General features: G+C 60.4%; 12 protein-coding genes and 4 tRNA genes. 3 read left to right on the top strand and 13 right to left on the bottom strand.

Annotation, left to right across the window (positions count from 1 at the left end; all coding sequences use genetic code 11):
• Positions 1-44: 44 nt before the first annotated feature.
• The 8 genes from VFZ66_16595 to VFZ66_16560 all read right to left on the bottom strand — a co-directional run bounded on the left by VFZ66_16595 (position 45) and on the right by VFZ66_16560 (position 4,404).
• Positions 45-1,526, bottom strand: a complete 1,482-nt coding sequence (locus VFZ66_16595; GenBank protein ID HEX6290805.1) for a glycogen synthase — start codon at positions 1,524-1,526, stop codon at positions 45-47.
• Between the two features lie 129 nt (positions 1,527-1,655).
• Positions 1,656-1,898, bottom strand: coding sequence for a hypothetical protein (locus VFZ66_16590; GenBank protein ID HEX6290804.1), 243 nt, complete (start codon positions 1,896-1,898; stop codon positions 1,656-1,658).
• Between the two features lie 359 nt (positions 1,899-2,257).
• Positions 2,258-2,334: transfer RNA gene (locus VFZ66_16585), tRNA-Pro, on the bottom strand.
• A 50-nt stretch (positions 2,335-2,384) separates the two neighbouring features.
• Positions 2,385-2,470 (bottom strand) — tRNA-Leu (locus tag VFZ66_16580).
• 72 nt (positions 2,471-2,542) lie between these two features.
• Positions 2,543-2,619 (bottom strand) — tRNA-Pro (locus VFZ66_16575).
• Between the two features lie 7 nt (positions 2,620-2,626).
• Positions 2,627-2,703 (bottom strand) — tRNA-Trp (locus VFZ66_16570).
• Positions 2,704-2,757: 54 nt separating this feature from the next.
• A complete protein-coding gene (locus VFZ66_16565) occupies positions 2,758-3,993 on the bottom strand; it encodes an aminotransferase class I/II-fold pyridoxal phosphate-dependent enzyme (protein HEX6290803.1) in 1,236 nt (411 codons plus the stop codon).
• 12 nt (positions 3,994-4,005) lie between these two features.
• Complete coding sequence (locus VFZ66_16560) at positions 4,006-4,404, bottom strand: sulfite exporter TauE/SafE family protein (GenBank protein HEX6290802.1); 399 nt, start codon at positions 4,402-4,404, stop codon at positions 4,006-4,008.
• A 125-nt stretch (positions 4,405-4,529) separates the two neighbouring features.
• On the opposite strand from VFZ66_16560, the gene VFZ66_16555 reads away from it, so the two are divergent.
• A complete protein-coding gene (locus VFZ66_16555) occupies positions 4,530-5,933 on the top strand; it encodes a cyclic nucleotide-binding domain-containing protein (protein HEX6290801.1) in 1,404 nt (467 codons plus the stop codon).
• 63 nt (positions 5,934-5,996) lie between these two features.
• Here VFZ66_16555 and VFZ66_16550 read toward each other — a convergent pair whose 3' ends face one another.
• Positions 5,997-6,641 (bottom strand): cyclodeaminase/cyclohydrolase family protein, encoded by a 645-nt coding sequence (locus tag VFZ66_16550; GenBank protein HEX6290800.1) that lies wholly within the window; start codon positions 6,639-6,641, stop codon positions 5,997-5,999.
• 352 nt (positions 6,642-6,993) lie between these two features.
• Between VFZ66_16550 and thyX the strand changes: the two genes are divergently transcribed.
• Entirely contained in the window at positions 6,994-8,814 is a 1,821-nt protein-coding gene (gene thyX, locus VFZ66_16545) for an FAD-dependent thymidylate synthase (GenBank protein ID HEX6290799.1), read from the top strand.
• 34 nt (positions 8,815-8,848) lie between these two features.
• Here thyX and VFZ66_16540 read toward each other — a convergent pair whose 3' ends face one another.
• The 3 genes from VFZ66_16540 to mltG form a co-directional block, all read right to left on the bottom strand.
• Entirely contained in the window at positions 8,849-9,538 is a 690-nt protein-coding gene (locus tag VFZ66_16540) for a hypothetical protein (protein HEX6290798.1), read from the bottom strand.
• On the bottom strand, positions 9,535-10,380 hold the full coding sequence (gene aroE, locus VFZ66_16535; GenBank protein ID HEX6290797.1) for a shikimate dehydrogenase: 846 nt from the start codon (positions 10,378-10,380) through the stop codon (positions 9,535-9,537). Before aroE ends, VFZ66_16540 begins: the two co-directional genes overlap by 4 nt.
• A 73-nt stretch (positions 10,381-10,453) precedes the next feature.
• Complete coding sequence (gene mltG, locus VFZ66_16530) at positions 10,454-11,569, bottom strand: endolytic transglycosylase MltG (protein HEX6290796.1); 1,116 nt, start codon at positions 11,567-11,569, stop codon at positions 10,454-10,456.
• Between the two features lie 165 nt (positions 11,570-11,734).
• Here mltG and VFZ66_16525 point away from each other — a divergent pair, with 165 nt between their 5' ends.
• On the top strand, positions 11,735-12,865 hold the full coding sequence (locus VFZ66_16525) for a glycosyltransferase (GenBank protein HEX6290795.1): 1,131 nt from the start codon (positions 11,735-11,737) through the stop codon (positions 12,863-12,865).
• A 242-nt stretch (positions 12,866-13,107) separates the two neighbouring features.
• Here VFZ66_16525 and VFZ66_16520 read toward each other — a convergent pair whose 3' ends face one another.
• Positions 13,108-14,613 carry a protein kinase gene (locus VFZ66_16520; GenBank protein ID HEX6290794.1) on the bottom strand — a complete coding sequence of 502 codons (1,506 nt, stop codon included), beginning with the start codon at positions 14,611-14,613 and terminating at the stop codon, positions 13,108-13,110.
• Between the last annotated feature and the right edge of the window lie 295 nt (positions 14,614-14,908).

Genomic DNA, 14,908 nt, shown 5'->3' with positions numbered 1-14,908 from the left:
AGTTGCAGCTAAGGACGTAGAACGAAAGCGGGCGCAGGCAACGGCTAGCGTTTCTGGCGACGGCTGACGAGCGCGCGCTGATAGAGGTCGACGTAGCGCCGCGCCGATGCCTCCCAGGAATGGTCGGCGCTCATGGCATGCAGCATCAGCTCGCGCCAGGTATCGCGGTACTTGTACGTCTCCAGCGCCCGAACGATTGCCACGAACAGCGCCATGTGATCGTACTCGTGGAAGACAAAGCCGTTGCCGCTATGGCTGCGCGGGTCCCAGTCGTGTACCGTGTCGGCAAGTCCGCCCGTGTCGCGCACAACCGGAATCGTGCCGTAGCGCAGGCTGATAAGCTGGCCCAGGCCGCACGGCTCAAGGCGCGACGGCATCAGATAGACATCGGAGCCCGCATAAACTTTACGGCTGAGATCGGCGTTGAACGTGAACTCAACACCGACGCGCGTCGGATAGCGCTGGCGCAAACTCAGAAAGAAATCGTGGTAGCGCTGATCGCCGGTGCCGACCACGACAAGCTGAGCGGGCGTTAGCTTCAGCACCTCCTCGCCGATGGCGCTGATCAGATCAAGGCCTTTTTGATCCGCCAGACGGGAAACCATGCCGATGATCGGTCGCTCGCCGTTCTGCTCCAGGTCAAATACACGCTGCAACGTTTGCTTACAGCTACGCTTGCCGTCCAGATCCGATCGATAGTAGTGTGCCTCGATCGACGGATCGGTTTCAGGATTGAACGTCTCCCAATCGATGCCGTTGAGCACACCGAACAGCCGATCGCGGCGCTCGCGGAGCAGCGGATCCAGCCCCTCGCCAAACTGGGGCGTCAATATCTCCTGGGCATATGTCTCGCTCACCGTGTTGATGATGTCGGCGTAGTAGATACCGCGTCCCATGAAATCGACCACATCGTTGAGATGCGGGATGTCAGGGTGAACGATAAAGCCATAGGCCGCAAGGCCCGCCACCTCCAGTACCCGGTAGCCGAAGATTCCCTGGTAGGCCAGATTGTGGATCGTATAGACCGAGCCGGTGTCGGCAAAGAACGGATCTTGGGCATAGATCGTCTTGAGCCAGTTAGGAACGATCGCGGTCGGCCAGTCGTGGCAATGGACGACATCCGGCTGCCAGTTCAGCATGCGTACGCCCTCTAGCGCCGCGCGGCAAAAGAAGACGAAGCGCTCGGCATCATCGGGATACATAAAGATCCCATCGCGGTCGTAGAGCCGCCGATTCTCGACAAAATAGATCGGTACATCGCCTGTCTTGCTCGAAATAGCGCCACGGAGCAATGCTGCCTCTTCAGTCGTCGAATCAAGCGCCACCGCGAATGGCCCGGCCTCATGCTCCAAACCGAAGCTTTCAGGGCTGATCTTCCCGTAGCGCGGCATGACCACCCGCACATCGTGGCCGAGCGCTTTAAGCGCTTTCGGCAGCGCGCCTGCTACATCGGCCAATCCGCCGGTCTTGGCAAACGGCACGACTTCGGCGGATAAGATCAGTATTTTGAGTTGATCCGGCATCATCAAACCTCATCGATTGACTCGTATGGCTCTCGGCACTGTTTCCTTGAGCATACTATATTAAGCGAAAAACGCCTTCAGCATAAATGTTGCTGAGGCGTTTAAGAGTTATCCCGGTTATCGTGAGAAAGACTATCCCGCCAGCATAAAATACAACGGCACGCTGATCACGAGCGCCATCAGCAGCAGGACTACCAGCATGAACTTCATCTGTTCCGACTGACGCTTAACCGCAAGCTCTTGACGGCAGCCGACACAGTAGGGAACTTCGTCAAGCTCCTTGAGCAAAATATCCCCAAGCAGACGTGGCGCGCGAACCGCTGTCGAGGCGGTAGTGGCAACCAGTTGACGAGCCGTGATGAACGGCTGTCCCATATGCGTATGCTCGTTACATAAAGCGACCCGACACATCGTACATGTTGTCCTCGCCGCCGAATCGCAGGCCGTGCATTTAGTTGACATAATATCTCCTCTGGTGTACCCGTAGCGTAGAAGCAAAGAACCTGTTCGGGAAAGATGAGCGCCAAGTTTCGAGTTCCCGGTTCTTTGAACTTTAAACGTGTTCCTGGTTCTCCGTTTGTTCTCTTGTTCTTTCGCCGTATGAGCGATCGTAGCGAGCCACGCGGCGCGGAGCAATAGCCGGATCGGGGTAGCAGCGGCGTGGCGTTTGGGCAGGATGGCACGGTACGTCGTGTCTAACAAAAAAACAGCTCCGTTGCCGAAGCTGTTTTCGTTGGTCGGGGCGAGAGGATTCGAACCTCCGACCTCAGCGTCCCGAACGCTGCGCTCTACCAGGCTGAGCCACGCCCCGATGATGATAGGGATAGTCATTCGGGAACGATACCAGACTATCCGCCTTGTTGGTGCCGAAGGTGGGAGTCGAACCCACACGAGGTTGCCCTCAACGGTTTTTGAGACCGTCGCGTCTGCCATTCCGCCACTTCGGCGTATAGACCTAAGAAACCAAACGCCAGCCAAGGCACCTGAGAGACAACCAACGCTTGCCTTCTAAGGTTCTATGGTCGGGGCGAGAGGATTTGAACCTCCGACCTCTGCAACCCCATTGCAGTGCGCTACCAGGCTACGCTACGCCCCGATGATGCTGGCAGGCGGGACAGGAATCGAACCTGCAACCTGCGGATTTGGAGGCCGCTGCTCTGCCTAATTGAGCTACCCGCCTTTGCCGCACGAGATAGTACCATAGCCGGGCACAAAACGCAAGCTTTTTTGCCGATCAGGGCGAAATTCGTTCGCTCACCGCTGCCAGTGCATGCGCCAGATCGTCGATGATGTCGTCCGCGTCTTCGATGCCGATCGACAGCCGGAGCAGCCCGTCGCCGATGCCCTGCGCCTGCCGCTCCTGCGGCGGAAGATCGCGGTGCGACGACTGTGCCGAGTACGATACCAATGAGAACACATCGCCGAGCGTGGTTGCCGGTAGCACCATTTTGAGCGCATCCATGAACGCAAATGCCGCCCGCCGCTCAGTGGGCCGGAGATCGAACGAAACCATGCCGCCGAAAAGCCCGCCGAATAACTGCGCTGCTAAGCCATGTTGTGGATGCTCAGGCAGGCCCGGATAGTACACGCGCGCGACATTCGGCTGTGTTTGCAGCCAGCGCGCGACCGCTTCTGCATTGGAACACTGCTGGCGCACCCGCAGGCTCAATGTTTTAAGGCCCCGGCTCAGCAGCCGCGCCTCCTGCGGCCCTAGTGTCGTCCCCAGCAGCTTGCCGTACCGTCGCAACGTATCCAGCAGTAGGTTCGTCCGCGCCGTCACCACGCCGCCAAGCACATCGCCGTGCCCGCCTAGATACTTGGTTGCGCTATGCACCACCAGATCGACGCCGTGCTCGATCGGACGCAGCAGCACCGGCGAGGCCAGCGTGTTATCCACCACTACCCGCGCGCCCGCCGCGCGCGCGAGCTCCACGATCCGCGCGATGTCGAAGATCTTGAGCAGCGGATTCGAGATCGGCTCCAAAAAGACGATTGCCGGACGCGCCTTCATCGCCTCCGCCACCGTGTCCAGGTCTGTCATATCGCAGAACGTGACGGGCCAGCCCTGCGCGTCGAAAAATTGCAGCAGCAGCGTGCGCGTCGAGCCGTACAAGTCCTGCGCCGCGAGGATCGAGCACGGCTCCGGCTGCATTCCGCCGCGCGGCGTGCCCGCCGCCAGCAGCGCCACATAGATCGCCGCCATGCCCGACCCGAATGCCACCGCGCCAACGCCCGCCTCGATCGCCGCGACCGCCTGCTCGAAGCCGCCGACGGTCGGGTTGCCGTAGCGCGCGTAGACCAGCCCGTTTTCGTCAAAGGCCTGGTCGAGTGCCTCGGCGCTTGGATGCACAAAGGTCGAGGTTGCAAAAATCGGCATGGCCGTTGGACGCGCTCCCTCGGTCGGCAGATACTCGCCCTCATGCACCAGCCGCGTATCGAAGCGCCACCGATCGCTGCGCTCGTAACTCATGGCTCTATTCCTTTAGCGCGAAGCGATATACGCTCGATAGACATAATCCCAGACCAGATAGCGCGCGCCGATCAGCAGCAGAAACCAGCCGTACAACTTCTTCATCAGATCGTTGGAGATGTAGGGCTGGTTCGCAAACAGCGCTCCCAGCAGATTGCCGATGATCAGACCAATCGCCAGATAGACCGCCTGCTTGATGTCCATGTTGCCTTCGCGGTAGTAGACGAACGCGCCCAGGATGCCGATCGGAAAAATCTGTGCGGCGATCGATGTGCCCGTCGCGAACTTTTGGTTCAGCCCCAGCAACAAGACCATTGCCGGAACCATAATCGCGCCGCCGCCGATGCCGAACATCCCACCTGCGATCCCGGCTGCCAGACCAACCAGCAAGAGTTGCATAACGAGTGACATGTGACTCCTCTTTCCACTACGTTCATCTATCTTACACGATTTATCAGGCTGGCTGGTTTATTCGATGAATCAACATAACGCCAAGCGTGGTAGAATGGAAGCGCTACAGAATGATGGTTTGGACTATGAATGGAACTGCCGCCAATGCGTCGTCTGATCAGCCTGCCCGTACTCGCGTCGCCGAACTCCAGCAGCTTGATTCGATGCAAAACCTGCCGCTCGCAGAGGTCCGGCTGCTGGCCGAGCAGGCGATCCTGCGTGTGTTCGAGCCGCAGACAACGGTCATCAGCGAGGGCGATCCCGCTCGTCATCTGTTCCTGATTTTAAGCGGCGCTGCCGAGCAAACCATGCGCGATCACGAGGGCGAGGATGTGATCCTGGCGCTGATGGGTCGCGGCGACCTCTTCGGCGAGGGCAGCCTCTTCGGCCTGCGCTACCGGCGCACAAGCGTGCAGAGCGTAACCCGGCTCTATGTGCTGCAATTCAAAGCCGCCGCGCTCCAGCCCCACGCCGATCAGCTTCCCCAGTTCTTTAGCTCGCTGCGGATGTGTTTTCGCGAACGCCTGCTGCAAACCACGCTCGCGCGCGTATCGCTGCTTGCTCCGCTCACACCGGTCGAGCGCCTCGACATCTCGCAGCAGCTCGACGATCAGCGCGTCGAGCGTGATACCGAGATCATTCGCGCGGGCGGCGTGAGCGAGGGCCTGTATATCATTGCCGAGGGCCAGGCCGTCGTGATCCACAACGACCGCAAGATCGCCGTGCTTGAGCCGGGCGATGTCTTCGGCGAGATGTCGCTGCTCGACGACGAGCCGCACGAAGCGACGATCGTCGCGCTGACGCCGGTTCACCTGCTGATTCTACCCCGATACACCTTCGATTACCTGATGGCTCGTCGCGCCGATGTGGCCGAGGGACTGGCTCAGCTTGCCCAGCAGCGCAGACGCCGCGACCGTAAGCCTGAGCATATCACGACGATGGAGCGTTTGATCGAGACAGGGATTGTTCGCGGCAAGATGGCGCTGGCTCGTCAGCCGGAGCTATGCGATCCCGACTGTCGGCGCTGCGAGGATGCCTGTGGCACACGCTTCGGCCTGCCACGGCTCGGTTTCAGCGGGCAGATGTTCGATACGCTTGAGGCCGCCGATACCTGCCGCCATTGCCAGTGGGGCGCGGAGTGCGTCGAGGCCTGCCCGGAGGATGCGTTTCGCCTTAACCAGGAGGGTCATCTGATCGTTACCGACCGCTGTACGGGCTGCGGCGCGTGCGTCGATGCCTGCCCCTATCACGCGATCAATCAGGTTCCGATCTACCCGGCCTCGAATACCCTGCTCGGCTGGCTGCTGCGTCATACCAGACATGTCGAGCCGGTGCTGCTGCGCGCCAATAAATGCGATGCGTGTCACGGCTACGACGATCACGCCTGCATCAGCGCGTGCCCTACCGGCGCGTTGCAGTGGATTCCGGTTGAGCAGCTTTTACAGACGAGCGCCGAGCGCCACCAGGACGATCTGGTACGCGCTCATTAAGCAACAAGCACCATCCGCTCACGGATGATGCTTGCCACAGTCGTCGATGGCGCGTCGGGGTCGTCACTCGCCCTTGATCTTGCTCGCCACAAGCTGGTTGATCTGCTCGGCCTCGGCACTCAGGTTCTCGGTCAGACGCCCAACCTCGGCGCGAACCTGATTGTTGTACAGCGCGTCCTCAATCGTTCGTAGGTTGATCTCGACGTTGAGCAGCGCGCTGCGTACCGCTGCCTGAGCCAGCAGCACGGCTACGCCAATATCGCTGACCGCCGCCTGGTTGCCGCGCTCCGCAACCGGCGAGCAGAGCGGCAAGATCGCCGCCGCCGCACGTGCCGTCCGCAGTGGAACTTCTGTCGCCCGCTTCAACGATGCCTGAATCGCATCACGCCGGATCGCAATATCGGCGTCGGTGACACGTGGTAGCTTGTATGCCGCCGATAAGCGGTTGAACGCCGCGACATCATCCTCGGCAAGCTGCTGTAGCTCGGCCCGCAGCGACTCCGCCCGATCGAGGATCTCGCGCATCTCGTCCGCCGCCTGCTCGTAGCGCTTTCGCCCGATCGTCAGGTTGCAGACCATGCTGACGAGCGCCGCGCCCATCGCGCCCGCAACTGCCGCCGCCCCGCCGCCGCCGGGAGCCGGTGCGCCGCTCGCCAGAGCATCCAGAAACGCAGGGACCGATATATCAAGTGTTCGTTCTTCCATCATGTTAACTCCTGCATCTGCTTATCGATATAGACATAATATCACGAGATGTCCAACCGCGCGCCAAAGCTCCCACCCGGCGGCGCGCAGAATCTCAAATCACATCGATCACATCTCTATGATACTCGAAAACCTGCCAGATCTCTATGATCTCCGAGCCGCGCGGGTTGGGCAGATGCGCGTATGCCAGCTTGACGACCCCTGCTCCTGATTGTCATAAGCAGCGATGATGCCATGCATGGCTGATTCTGCATCGCTTCTTTTTCTCCTTTTTATCCGCCCAATGCCGCGCCTGCAAGCGGCAGCAGAACCCGTGGTAAGATGAGGCATCGGCGTTGCATGAAAGGGAATGCGCATGAAGATCGACGTTCTCGATCGCGGCTCGGTCGAGCTGCTCGATAAAATGGGCTCGGATCTTACCACCGTCGAGTCGGCTCGTGTCAGCTTTCTCAAAGGCGCAACCGAGCTTGGCGAGCGCGAAGCGCGGCTGGTTAAATACCTGGCCGAGCACGAGCACACCAGCCCGTTTCGTCATGCGCAGCTGATGTTCCGATTCAAAGCGCCCCTTTTCTGCGCCAGACAGCTTTGGAAGCATATCGTTGGCATCACGCCTGAGTTCGATCTGGAAGATCAGTTTACCGGATTCAGCGGCGGTTTCAAAGATACGGGCTGGAATGAGGCTTGCCTTACGGGAGATACCGAGATCACCTTTCTTCAAGGTGGCATTCGTGTTAGTCCGTACAAATTGCGGCTCGACCAAATTGTCGAGATGTGGCAGGTACCGTGGCGTAGAGAAAGGCTACAGCGAAGACCATTACGTGTTCTGAATGAACAAAACGGCGCGTTTGAAACATCCTATGTCAAAGAAGTATATGAGCGTGGCGTGCAAGATGTCTATGAAGTTGTGTTTTCCAACAACAAGCGTCTACGATGCACCGCTAGCCATCGATTCTTGACTGATAAGGGATGGATGACGTTAGGATCTGCGCTTGAGTTGCAATGCTTATCAAACGGTGTCGTAGCTTTTCGTACCGATCGTAAGTTCGTAGCTAATGGATTGCCTGTAGCAGGTAATGGTAAATATCGTGATAGAGAATGGATGGAGGAGCAACGTAAACAAGGTAGATCTGTTCAAGAGATCGCGGATTTAGCAGAATGTACATACCACACGGTACGCAAATGGCTCAGAATTCATAACCTGAAGTTTGCGCCAGAAGAGACTTACTTCAAGCCTGGTCAACGACCGTGGAATGTAGGCAAACGGTACAAATTTGGCCCAAACCCCTTTTCTCCTGAATTGTTAGCAAAGGTGAGAAAAGCCAGGTCGGGCGCTGCATCTAACTTCTGGAAAGGAGGAGTAACACCCGAACGAAAAAATATTGAACGCTGGACGACGGAACAGGGGCCAAACGTTCATGCAAAATTCGATTACACCTGCCAGCAGTGCGGAAAGCGTGGTGGTAAACTACATTCACACCACATTATTCCAGTTTGGTATGATGCGACAAAGGCTCGTGATTTTGATAATCTGGTTAGCTTATGTCACGAATGCCACCGCCGCATACACACCGAAAATCGAGAATTGGAGTTCGCTGAAGCATATCTAGGCGATAATCAAATAACCATCGATCATTCACGCCAACCTAAGAAAGCATCTCCACGGAGAGTTGTTCCGCATCTGGTAGATGTCGTAAATGTTACGTATATCGGCAAATTGCCCACGTACGACATTGAAGTGGAAACTCACCATAACTTTGTTGCGAACGGTATGGTCGTTCACAACAGCGGCAGATATGTCGAGTTGCAGGACGAGTTCTACATTCCAGAGATCTGGCGCGCGCAATCGGCCAGCAACAAGCAGGGCAGCGCCGGGCCGCTGGCGGAGCAGACGGGCGCGGCGGAGGCGTACCGGCAGGGGTTGGAGGCCGCGTATGCCGCCTACCAGCGCATGCGCGAGCTAGGCGTCGCCAAGGAGCAGGCGCGCATCGTGCTGCCGCAGAGCATCTATACGCAGTGGATCTGGACCGGCAGCCTTCAGGCGTTCCTGCACGTCGTCGATCTGCGCACCAAGCCCGACGCCCAGTGGGAGACGCAGCAGTACGGCCTCGCCGTGCAGACGATCCTGGCCGAGTATTTTCCTGTCTGTCTCGAAAAGTGGGAGCAGCGCAAACATTGAGCAGCGGCGGATCTCACCGCTGCTCAGCAAGATCTCAGGGGAGCCGCCAGAGCACCAGATACATCAGCACGCCCAGGCATAGAAACGAGCCGTATGAGATCGGGACATGCCGCGCGCGCTGGTAGCCCAGCACGACGATCAGCCCCACCGATGCCAGGCCAGCCATGATCATCCCGTAGAGCAGCGCGCCGCCGACATGCGCCAGCCCCAGCAGCGCGCCGATAAACATGCCCAGATACACATCGCCCAGGCCGAACGGCGCTTTCTGGCTGGGATACAGTATCCGCGCGATCACAAAGAACAGCAGGAAGACAAAGCCCGCTACCAGCGCGCCCAGCAGCGAGAGCAGCCAGCTTCCGATGATCCACTGGCCGAGCGCGACTCCGGCTATTGTCGCGACGACCATGATCAGCGTATCGATCAGCTTGACCTGCCAGTCGATCGCGGCGGTATCCAGCAGCACCAGCGTCGCCGCCAGCAAGAGGCCGAAGCGCAGCGACCAGCCGTAGCGCTGCCACAGCGCGACCGCCATCACCGCCGTCAGCACCTCGACCGCCAGCGCCAGCCAGGCGCGCTGCGTGAGCGCCCCGACCACAGGTATCCACCGCTGTGCTGTGCGGGGCCGAGACGCGGCAGCCGTCTCTGGCTCGCGTAGTTGCCGCTCGATGATCAGGTTCAGCAGCGTGCCAAGTGCCAGGCCGAGCAGAGCTATAAGAGCAATCACGTTCGTTCCTTTAATGCCTGTAGTACAGCCGCGCGCATCACGTCCACCGGCGCGGCTAAGCCGGTCCATGCCTCGAACGACAGCGCGCCCTGCTGCACCAGCATCTCAACTCCGTTCTGTGTGTGCGCGCCGCGCTGAGCCGCCGCCTGCAACAGCGGCGTATGGTGGTAGATCAGATCCACCACCAGCAGATCTGGCGTGATTAATTCCTCCGCGATCGGTAGCGATCGACCGTCCAGTCCAACCGATGTGGCGTTGATCAGCGCGTCTGCCTCGCCAATCACCCGGCCCAGCTCGGGATCGTCCGGTGCCAGCGCCAGCAGATGCGGATCGTCGTCGATCGTCGCCAGGCCATCCGCCAGCAGCGTCTCCGCGCGCTCCACGGTGCGATTCACAATCGTCAGCGCGTGGATACCGGCGTGCAGCAGCCCATAGATCACTGCCCGCGCCGCGCCGCCCGCGCCCAGCACCACCACGGCTCGTCCGGCTGGCTGAAAGTCTACCACCCGGAGCGCACGCAGAAAGCCTGGCACGTCCGTGTTCGAGCCATAGATCCGATCGTCGGGGCCGTGTACCAGCGTATTAACTGCTCCTACCGCCTCCGCGACCGGATCGATCACGTCGAGCAGCGGCAGCACGGCGGTCTTATGCGGCAGCGTGACGTTCGCGCCGCGCATGCCCGGCTGGCGTAGCGCCTCCACGCGCTGCGCCAGCTCTGCGGCTGGTGTGTGCCACAGCACGTACCGATCGGGCAGGCCATGATACGAAAATGCGGCGTTGTGGAGCGCAGGCGATACGCTGTGCCCGACGGGATCGCCGATCAAACCAGCAGAAGCGATCATCCCAAACCTGCCTGTTAATGAACAGACGACAACGGCACTATTCTACCGCTGTCGTCTTAGCCCTCAGCAACCCTTACTCGCTGGGACAGTTGAGGTACTCTTGCTCTAGCTTCTGAAACTCTTCCAGGTTCGCCGCGAAGTTATGCGCCTTCTCGCCACACTTGGCGACAAAGTACAGATCTTCCTTGCCCTCCACGCCGTCCGGTCGTAGTTCGCCGGGCCGCGCAGCCGAGCGCAGCGCCGTTTCGCCGGGATTGGCGATCGGCCCTGGGGGTAGACCCTGCACGCTGCGTGTGTTGTACGGGCTGGGATTGTTATTGATCTCTTCGATCGGCAGTTGATCGAGCTTGGGCCACCAGTCGCCCTCTTTGCCGAGCGCATATTGCAGCGTCGGATCGGCCTGCAAGCGACCGTTGACCTCGCCCGCGTTTGCGGGCTTGAGCCGGTTCCAGAAGATATACGCCAGATGCGGCATCTCGCTGTCGTTGGCGGCCTCGCGCTGCACGATCGAGGCCATCGTCACGATCTCGTGGACGCTCGGAGCGCCGGACGGCCCTTCGGCAATGATCTGCGTCTCGAATGCCTCAAACTTCGCATCGAAGCCATCGGTCAGCATCTTTTCGATGACCTCGCTGATCGTCGCTGTGGCTTCGATGCGGTAGGTATCGGGGAAGAGGTAGCCCTCAAGTCCCTGGCCTTCGGGGATCGATGACAGCCGCGAGTGTGTCTCTTTGAAGGGCGCGGCATCGCGGGCAACCGCGAGGAACTCCTCGGCGCTGGGCACGATGCCATCCTTCGCCAGTGCCTCCGCGACCTCCTCCATCCGCACGCCGGGGATGACCGTAAACTGCTTCTCCTCGGTGGATGGAGCGGTTTGCAGCGCCGAGATGATCTGGGCCATCGTCATGCTCTTGCTGAGCTGGTAGGTGCCAGCCTGAAGCTTGTCGGCTGCGTCCCGCTGCGAGACGAGCAGCCGGAACAGGAGCGGCTGGCGGATCAGGTCCCGCTCCTTGAGGTTGGCCGCAATCTCCGACATCGCCTGCCCAGACTCGATCGTAAACTCGACCGCCTCTTCGCTGTTGGCATCCACGGTGCGGGAAAGCTCATTTCTAATCAGCTCGCTGGTCGCACCGACGAGCACGCCGCCGATGATCACCAGGAACATTAATGCGCGGAATAATCGATTCAAAGGCTGCCTCCATGAAACGGCGGCATTATAGCAGCGTAGCATGGGCGGAGCAACCCGCCGCGACATGGTACACTGAGGCCGTTGCACGGTCAGACGAGCGATCAGGTCACTCGTCGTCCAGAACACGCCGTTATCAACATTGAAGCCTTTGCTTGAGGAGCTGACATGGCGCGTGTATTGATCCTTCATGCCTCAGTTGGTGCTGGACACAAGCGGGCGGCGGATGCCCTCGCCGATGCCTTTGCCCGTCGCTCGCCGGGCCAGGTGCGCGTTGAAGATGTGCTCGACTACACCAATCCGCTGTTTCGCGAGGCATACGCGCACTCGTATCTGCGCCTGACCGATAAGCTGCCCGCGCTGTGGGGCTACGTCTACGAGCAGACCGACCGCGATTTCTTCCGGCTGGCAACCGAGATGCGCACGCTGGTCGACTCGATCTGGGCCTGGGGTTTGCGCAAGCTCCTGCGCGAGTACGCGCCGCGCGTGGTTGTCTGTACGCATTTCCTGCCCGTCGAGGTGCTGGCGCTGCGCAAAGGCCGCGCGCGTCTGACACAGCCGCTCTACTGCGTCGTCACCGACTACGCCGCGCATGCCTTTTGGGCTTACCGCGATGTCGATCGCTATTTCGTCGCCACCGAGGAAACACGCCAGCAGTTGATCGAGCGCGGCGTTCCCGCAGGCGCGATCCAGATCAACGGCATTCCGGTCGATCCACGTATCAGCGCGCCGAAAACCAGCCCTGAGACACGGCAGGCGCACGGCTACGCGCTCGACAAGCCGCTGATTACGATCTTCGGCGGCGGCCTCGAGCCAGGCCGCGTTCGGGTGATCGTCGAGGGGCTGCTGCAACAGGGCCTCAACGGCACACTCCTGGTGGTCGCGGGCCGCAGCCGCTCGCTGCTCAGCGAGCTAAGCGACCTGGAGAGCACTCCGCAGACGGAGCTGCATAAGCTGGGCTTTATTAACTACGTCGATGATCTCGTGGTCGCCTCCGATGTGGTGGTGACGAAAGCGGGCGGTCTTACCGTCTCGGAGGTGCTGGCGCGCGGTCGGCCCATGATCATCATCGATCCGATCCCCGGCCAGGAGGAGAGCAACGCCGATTATCTGGCGGGCGTGGGAGCCGCGCTCAGCATCCGGCTGCCGCAGCACGTTCCATTCGCGGTCATGGAGCTGCTGGCCGATCCGCGGCGGCTGGCGGCGATGGGCGATAGCGCGCGTCGCGTCGCGCGCCCGCGTGCGGCTCTGGAAATCGTCGAGACGATCCTGGCAGACATCGGCGAGCGCGCGATCTAGGGGAACGAGAGAACAAAGACGCGGGTGCCCTCTGGGCATGAGCACCCGGAACAAAGAACAAAGGGAGAGCCAAGCTCTACGTCTCCCCCTCGCCTGCCGCAGCGGGAGAGGGGTGCTGAGCGTAGCGAAGCGGGGTGAGGGCCTTGCCAAGAACCAATCTTGAACTCAAAACTTGGAACCGGAAACTCGAAACTTGGAACTTGAAACTTGAAACTTGAAACTTGAAACTTGAAACGCGGCGGCTAGATCCACTCGAAGCGCAGCTCGACATCGCCGATCTTGATATGATCGTCCTCGCGCAGCGGGTGCGGGCGATGCGGCGGCAGCGGCATGCCGTTGAGGATCGTGCCGTTAACGCTACCCACATCGGTCAGCACATACTGATCGCCGCGTCGCTCGACCACGGCGTGCCGCCGCGAGGCATGTCCTCGATCGTAGTCGGCCAGATCAAGCTCAGGGTAGTGATTCTGCGACGGGTCGCGCCGACCAATCCGGCAGGGCAGCGCCGACAGGGGAAAATCCCAATTACCGCGCGGCGTCGTCACGACGAACCGGGCGGGCGGCAGCGTCGGCGCTGTGGAGAATGGGGCCGGCGTCGTCGATCGTACCGGCTGCACCCCTGGCGTGACCGCTGGCGTGCTGATCACGGGCGCGGGCGCGGCTTGTGGCAGCGGCGTGCCGCACGCAGCGCAGAAACGAGCGCTGGGCTTGTTGGCGCGCCCGCAGTTGGCGCAAAAACGGGCCTGGCTGTCCGCGCCATGCGGCAGGATCGTCACCGGCTGCGGATCGGGCTGTCGCACCGTTGGGCCAAGCGCCGCGACCGGCTGCGCCCGCGCGCGCTGTGGTACGACCGGCGCGGAGGTCCGCTGCGTGGCATCCAGCTCGACCGGTGCTGGCTGCGCGCCAAGGTCGGGGAGCGGCTGAGCAAGACATGCCTGCATTGCCTGCTCCATCTCCGTGGCCGAGGCGAAGCGCTTCTCGCGATCCTGCTGCATAGCACGGATCACAATTTGCTCCGTCCGCGACTGTACCGGCGGATTGATCGCCTGGATCTCGCCAGGCTTGGGCGTGTACAGCGGACGCGGCGGCAGATTCGTCAGCAGATGGTAGAGCGTCGCGCCCAACGTATAAATATCGGAGCGCGCGTCGGTCTGGCCTTTGCCGTACTGTTCGGGCGGCGCGTAGCCAAACGTCCCAATCGCCACGGTATCTTTCGACTTGCCGTGTTTGTGAGTGCGCGCCACGCCGAAGTCGATAAATTTGATTGCGCCTTCGGGCGTCAGAATAACGTTCGCCGGCTTGAGATCGCGGTAGATGATCGGCGGCTGCTGATTGTGCAAGTAGCTCAGCACACGCGCCATCTGGATCGTCCAGCGCAGCGCATCTTGCTCGAACGCGGGTGCATTCGCCTCACGCAGCCGTTTCTCAAGTGTCTCGCCGTTGACAAACTCCATCACCAGGTATTGTCGGCCCTGCCACTCGAATAGCTCAAGGGCACGCACGGCATTCGGGTGATTGATCCGCAGCACCATCTGCGCTTCTTGGGTAAAGAGCTGGCGGCTTTCGATCAGCTCCTCTGGCTTGAGCGCTTCCGCAGGACGCTGCTCTTTCAGCGCCCAGATCGAGCCGTCGGCCAGCCGCCGCGCGCGGTATACCACGCCCATACCGCCCCGCCCTACGACGCTGAGAACTTCGTACTGCCCTTGCTGCCCCGCAACGACGGTTCCGACCGGCAGTTGATCGACCACGTATTCCTCCTGACAGCGCATACCTGGATTGCTGCTACGTAACCATAATCATAGCATACCGCGTCGCCCTTGAGAGGTATCGTAGCAGCCCTCGAATGTGAAATTTTAATCAAAATCGGCATTTAATTGTACATTTATAGCCCATTATCCGCCATGCGCCCGGACCAACGCCCGACGGCTCCGACCTGGTACGCGGACGTTGCCTTATTGCGTGACGAGAAGCCGGTTGCATACGTCTCTATAGCTGACGTAGGCGCAGCGCGGAATTTGTCGCCAATCTGTTAATCGGCGTTGG

The sequence above is a fragment of the Herpetosiphonaceae bacterium genome, assembly GCA_036374795.1.
Classification (GTDB): Bacteria; Chloroflexota; Chloroflexia; order Chloroflexales; family Kallotenuaceae; genus LB3-1.
The sequence above is the reverse complement of the archived record's forward strand: the minus strand, read 5'-3'. Positions and strand labels throughout refer to the sequence as shown.

Bases quoted from the DNA above. Each gene is read 5' to 3' on its own strand.
- VFZ66_16560 (HEX6290802.1), bottom strand. From the start codon at position 4,404: ATGTCACTCGTTATGCAACTCTTGCTGGTTGGTCTGGCAGCCGGGATC.
- VFZ66_16550 (HEX6290800.1), bottom strand. From the start codon at position 6,641: ATGATGGAAGAACGAACACTTGATATATCGGTCCCTGCGTTTCTGGAT.
- thyX (HEX6290799.1), top strand. From the start codon at position 6,994: ATGAAGATCGACGTTCTCGATCGCGGCTCGGTCGAGCTGCTCGATAAA.
- VFZ66_16595 (HEX6290805.1), bottom strand. From the start codon at position 1,526: ATGATGCCGGATCAACTCAAAATACTGATCTTATCCGCCGAAGTCGTG.
- aroE (HEX6290797.1), bottom strand. From the start codon at position 10,380: ATGATCGCTTCTGCTGGTTTGATCGGCGATCCCGTCGGGCACAGCGTA.
- VFZ66_16590 (HEX6290804.1), bottom strand. From the start codon at position 1,898: ATGGGACAGCCGTTCATCACGGCTCGTCAACTGGTTGCCACTACCGCC.
- VFZ66_16525 (HEX6290795.1), top strand. From the start codon at position 11,735: ATGGCGCGTGTATTGATCCTTCATGCCTCAGTTGGTGCTGGACACAAG.
- VFZ66_16565 (HEX6290803.1), bottom strand. From the start codon at position 3,993: ATGAGTTACGAGCGCAGCGATCGGTGGCGCTTCGATACGCGGCTGGTG.
- VFZ66_16555 (HEX6290801.1), top strand. From the start codon at position 4,530: ATGAATGGAACTGCCGCCAATGCGTCGTCTGATCAGCCTGCCCGTACT.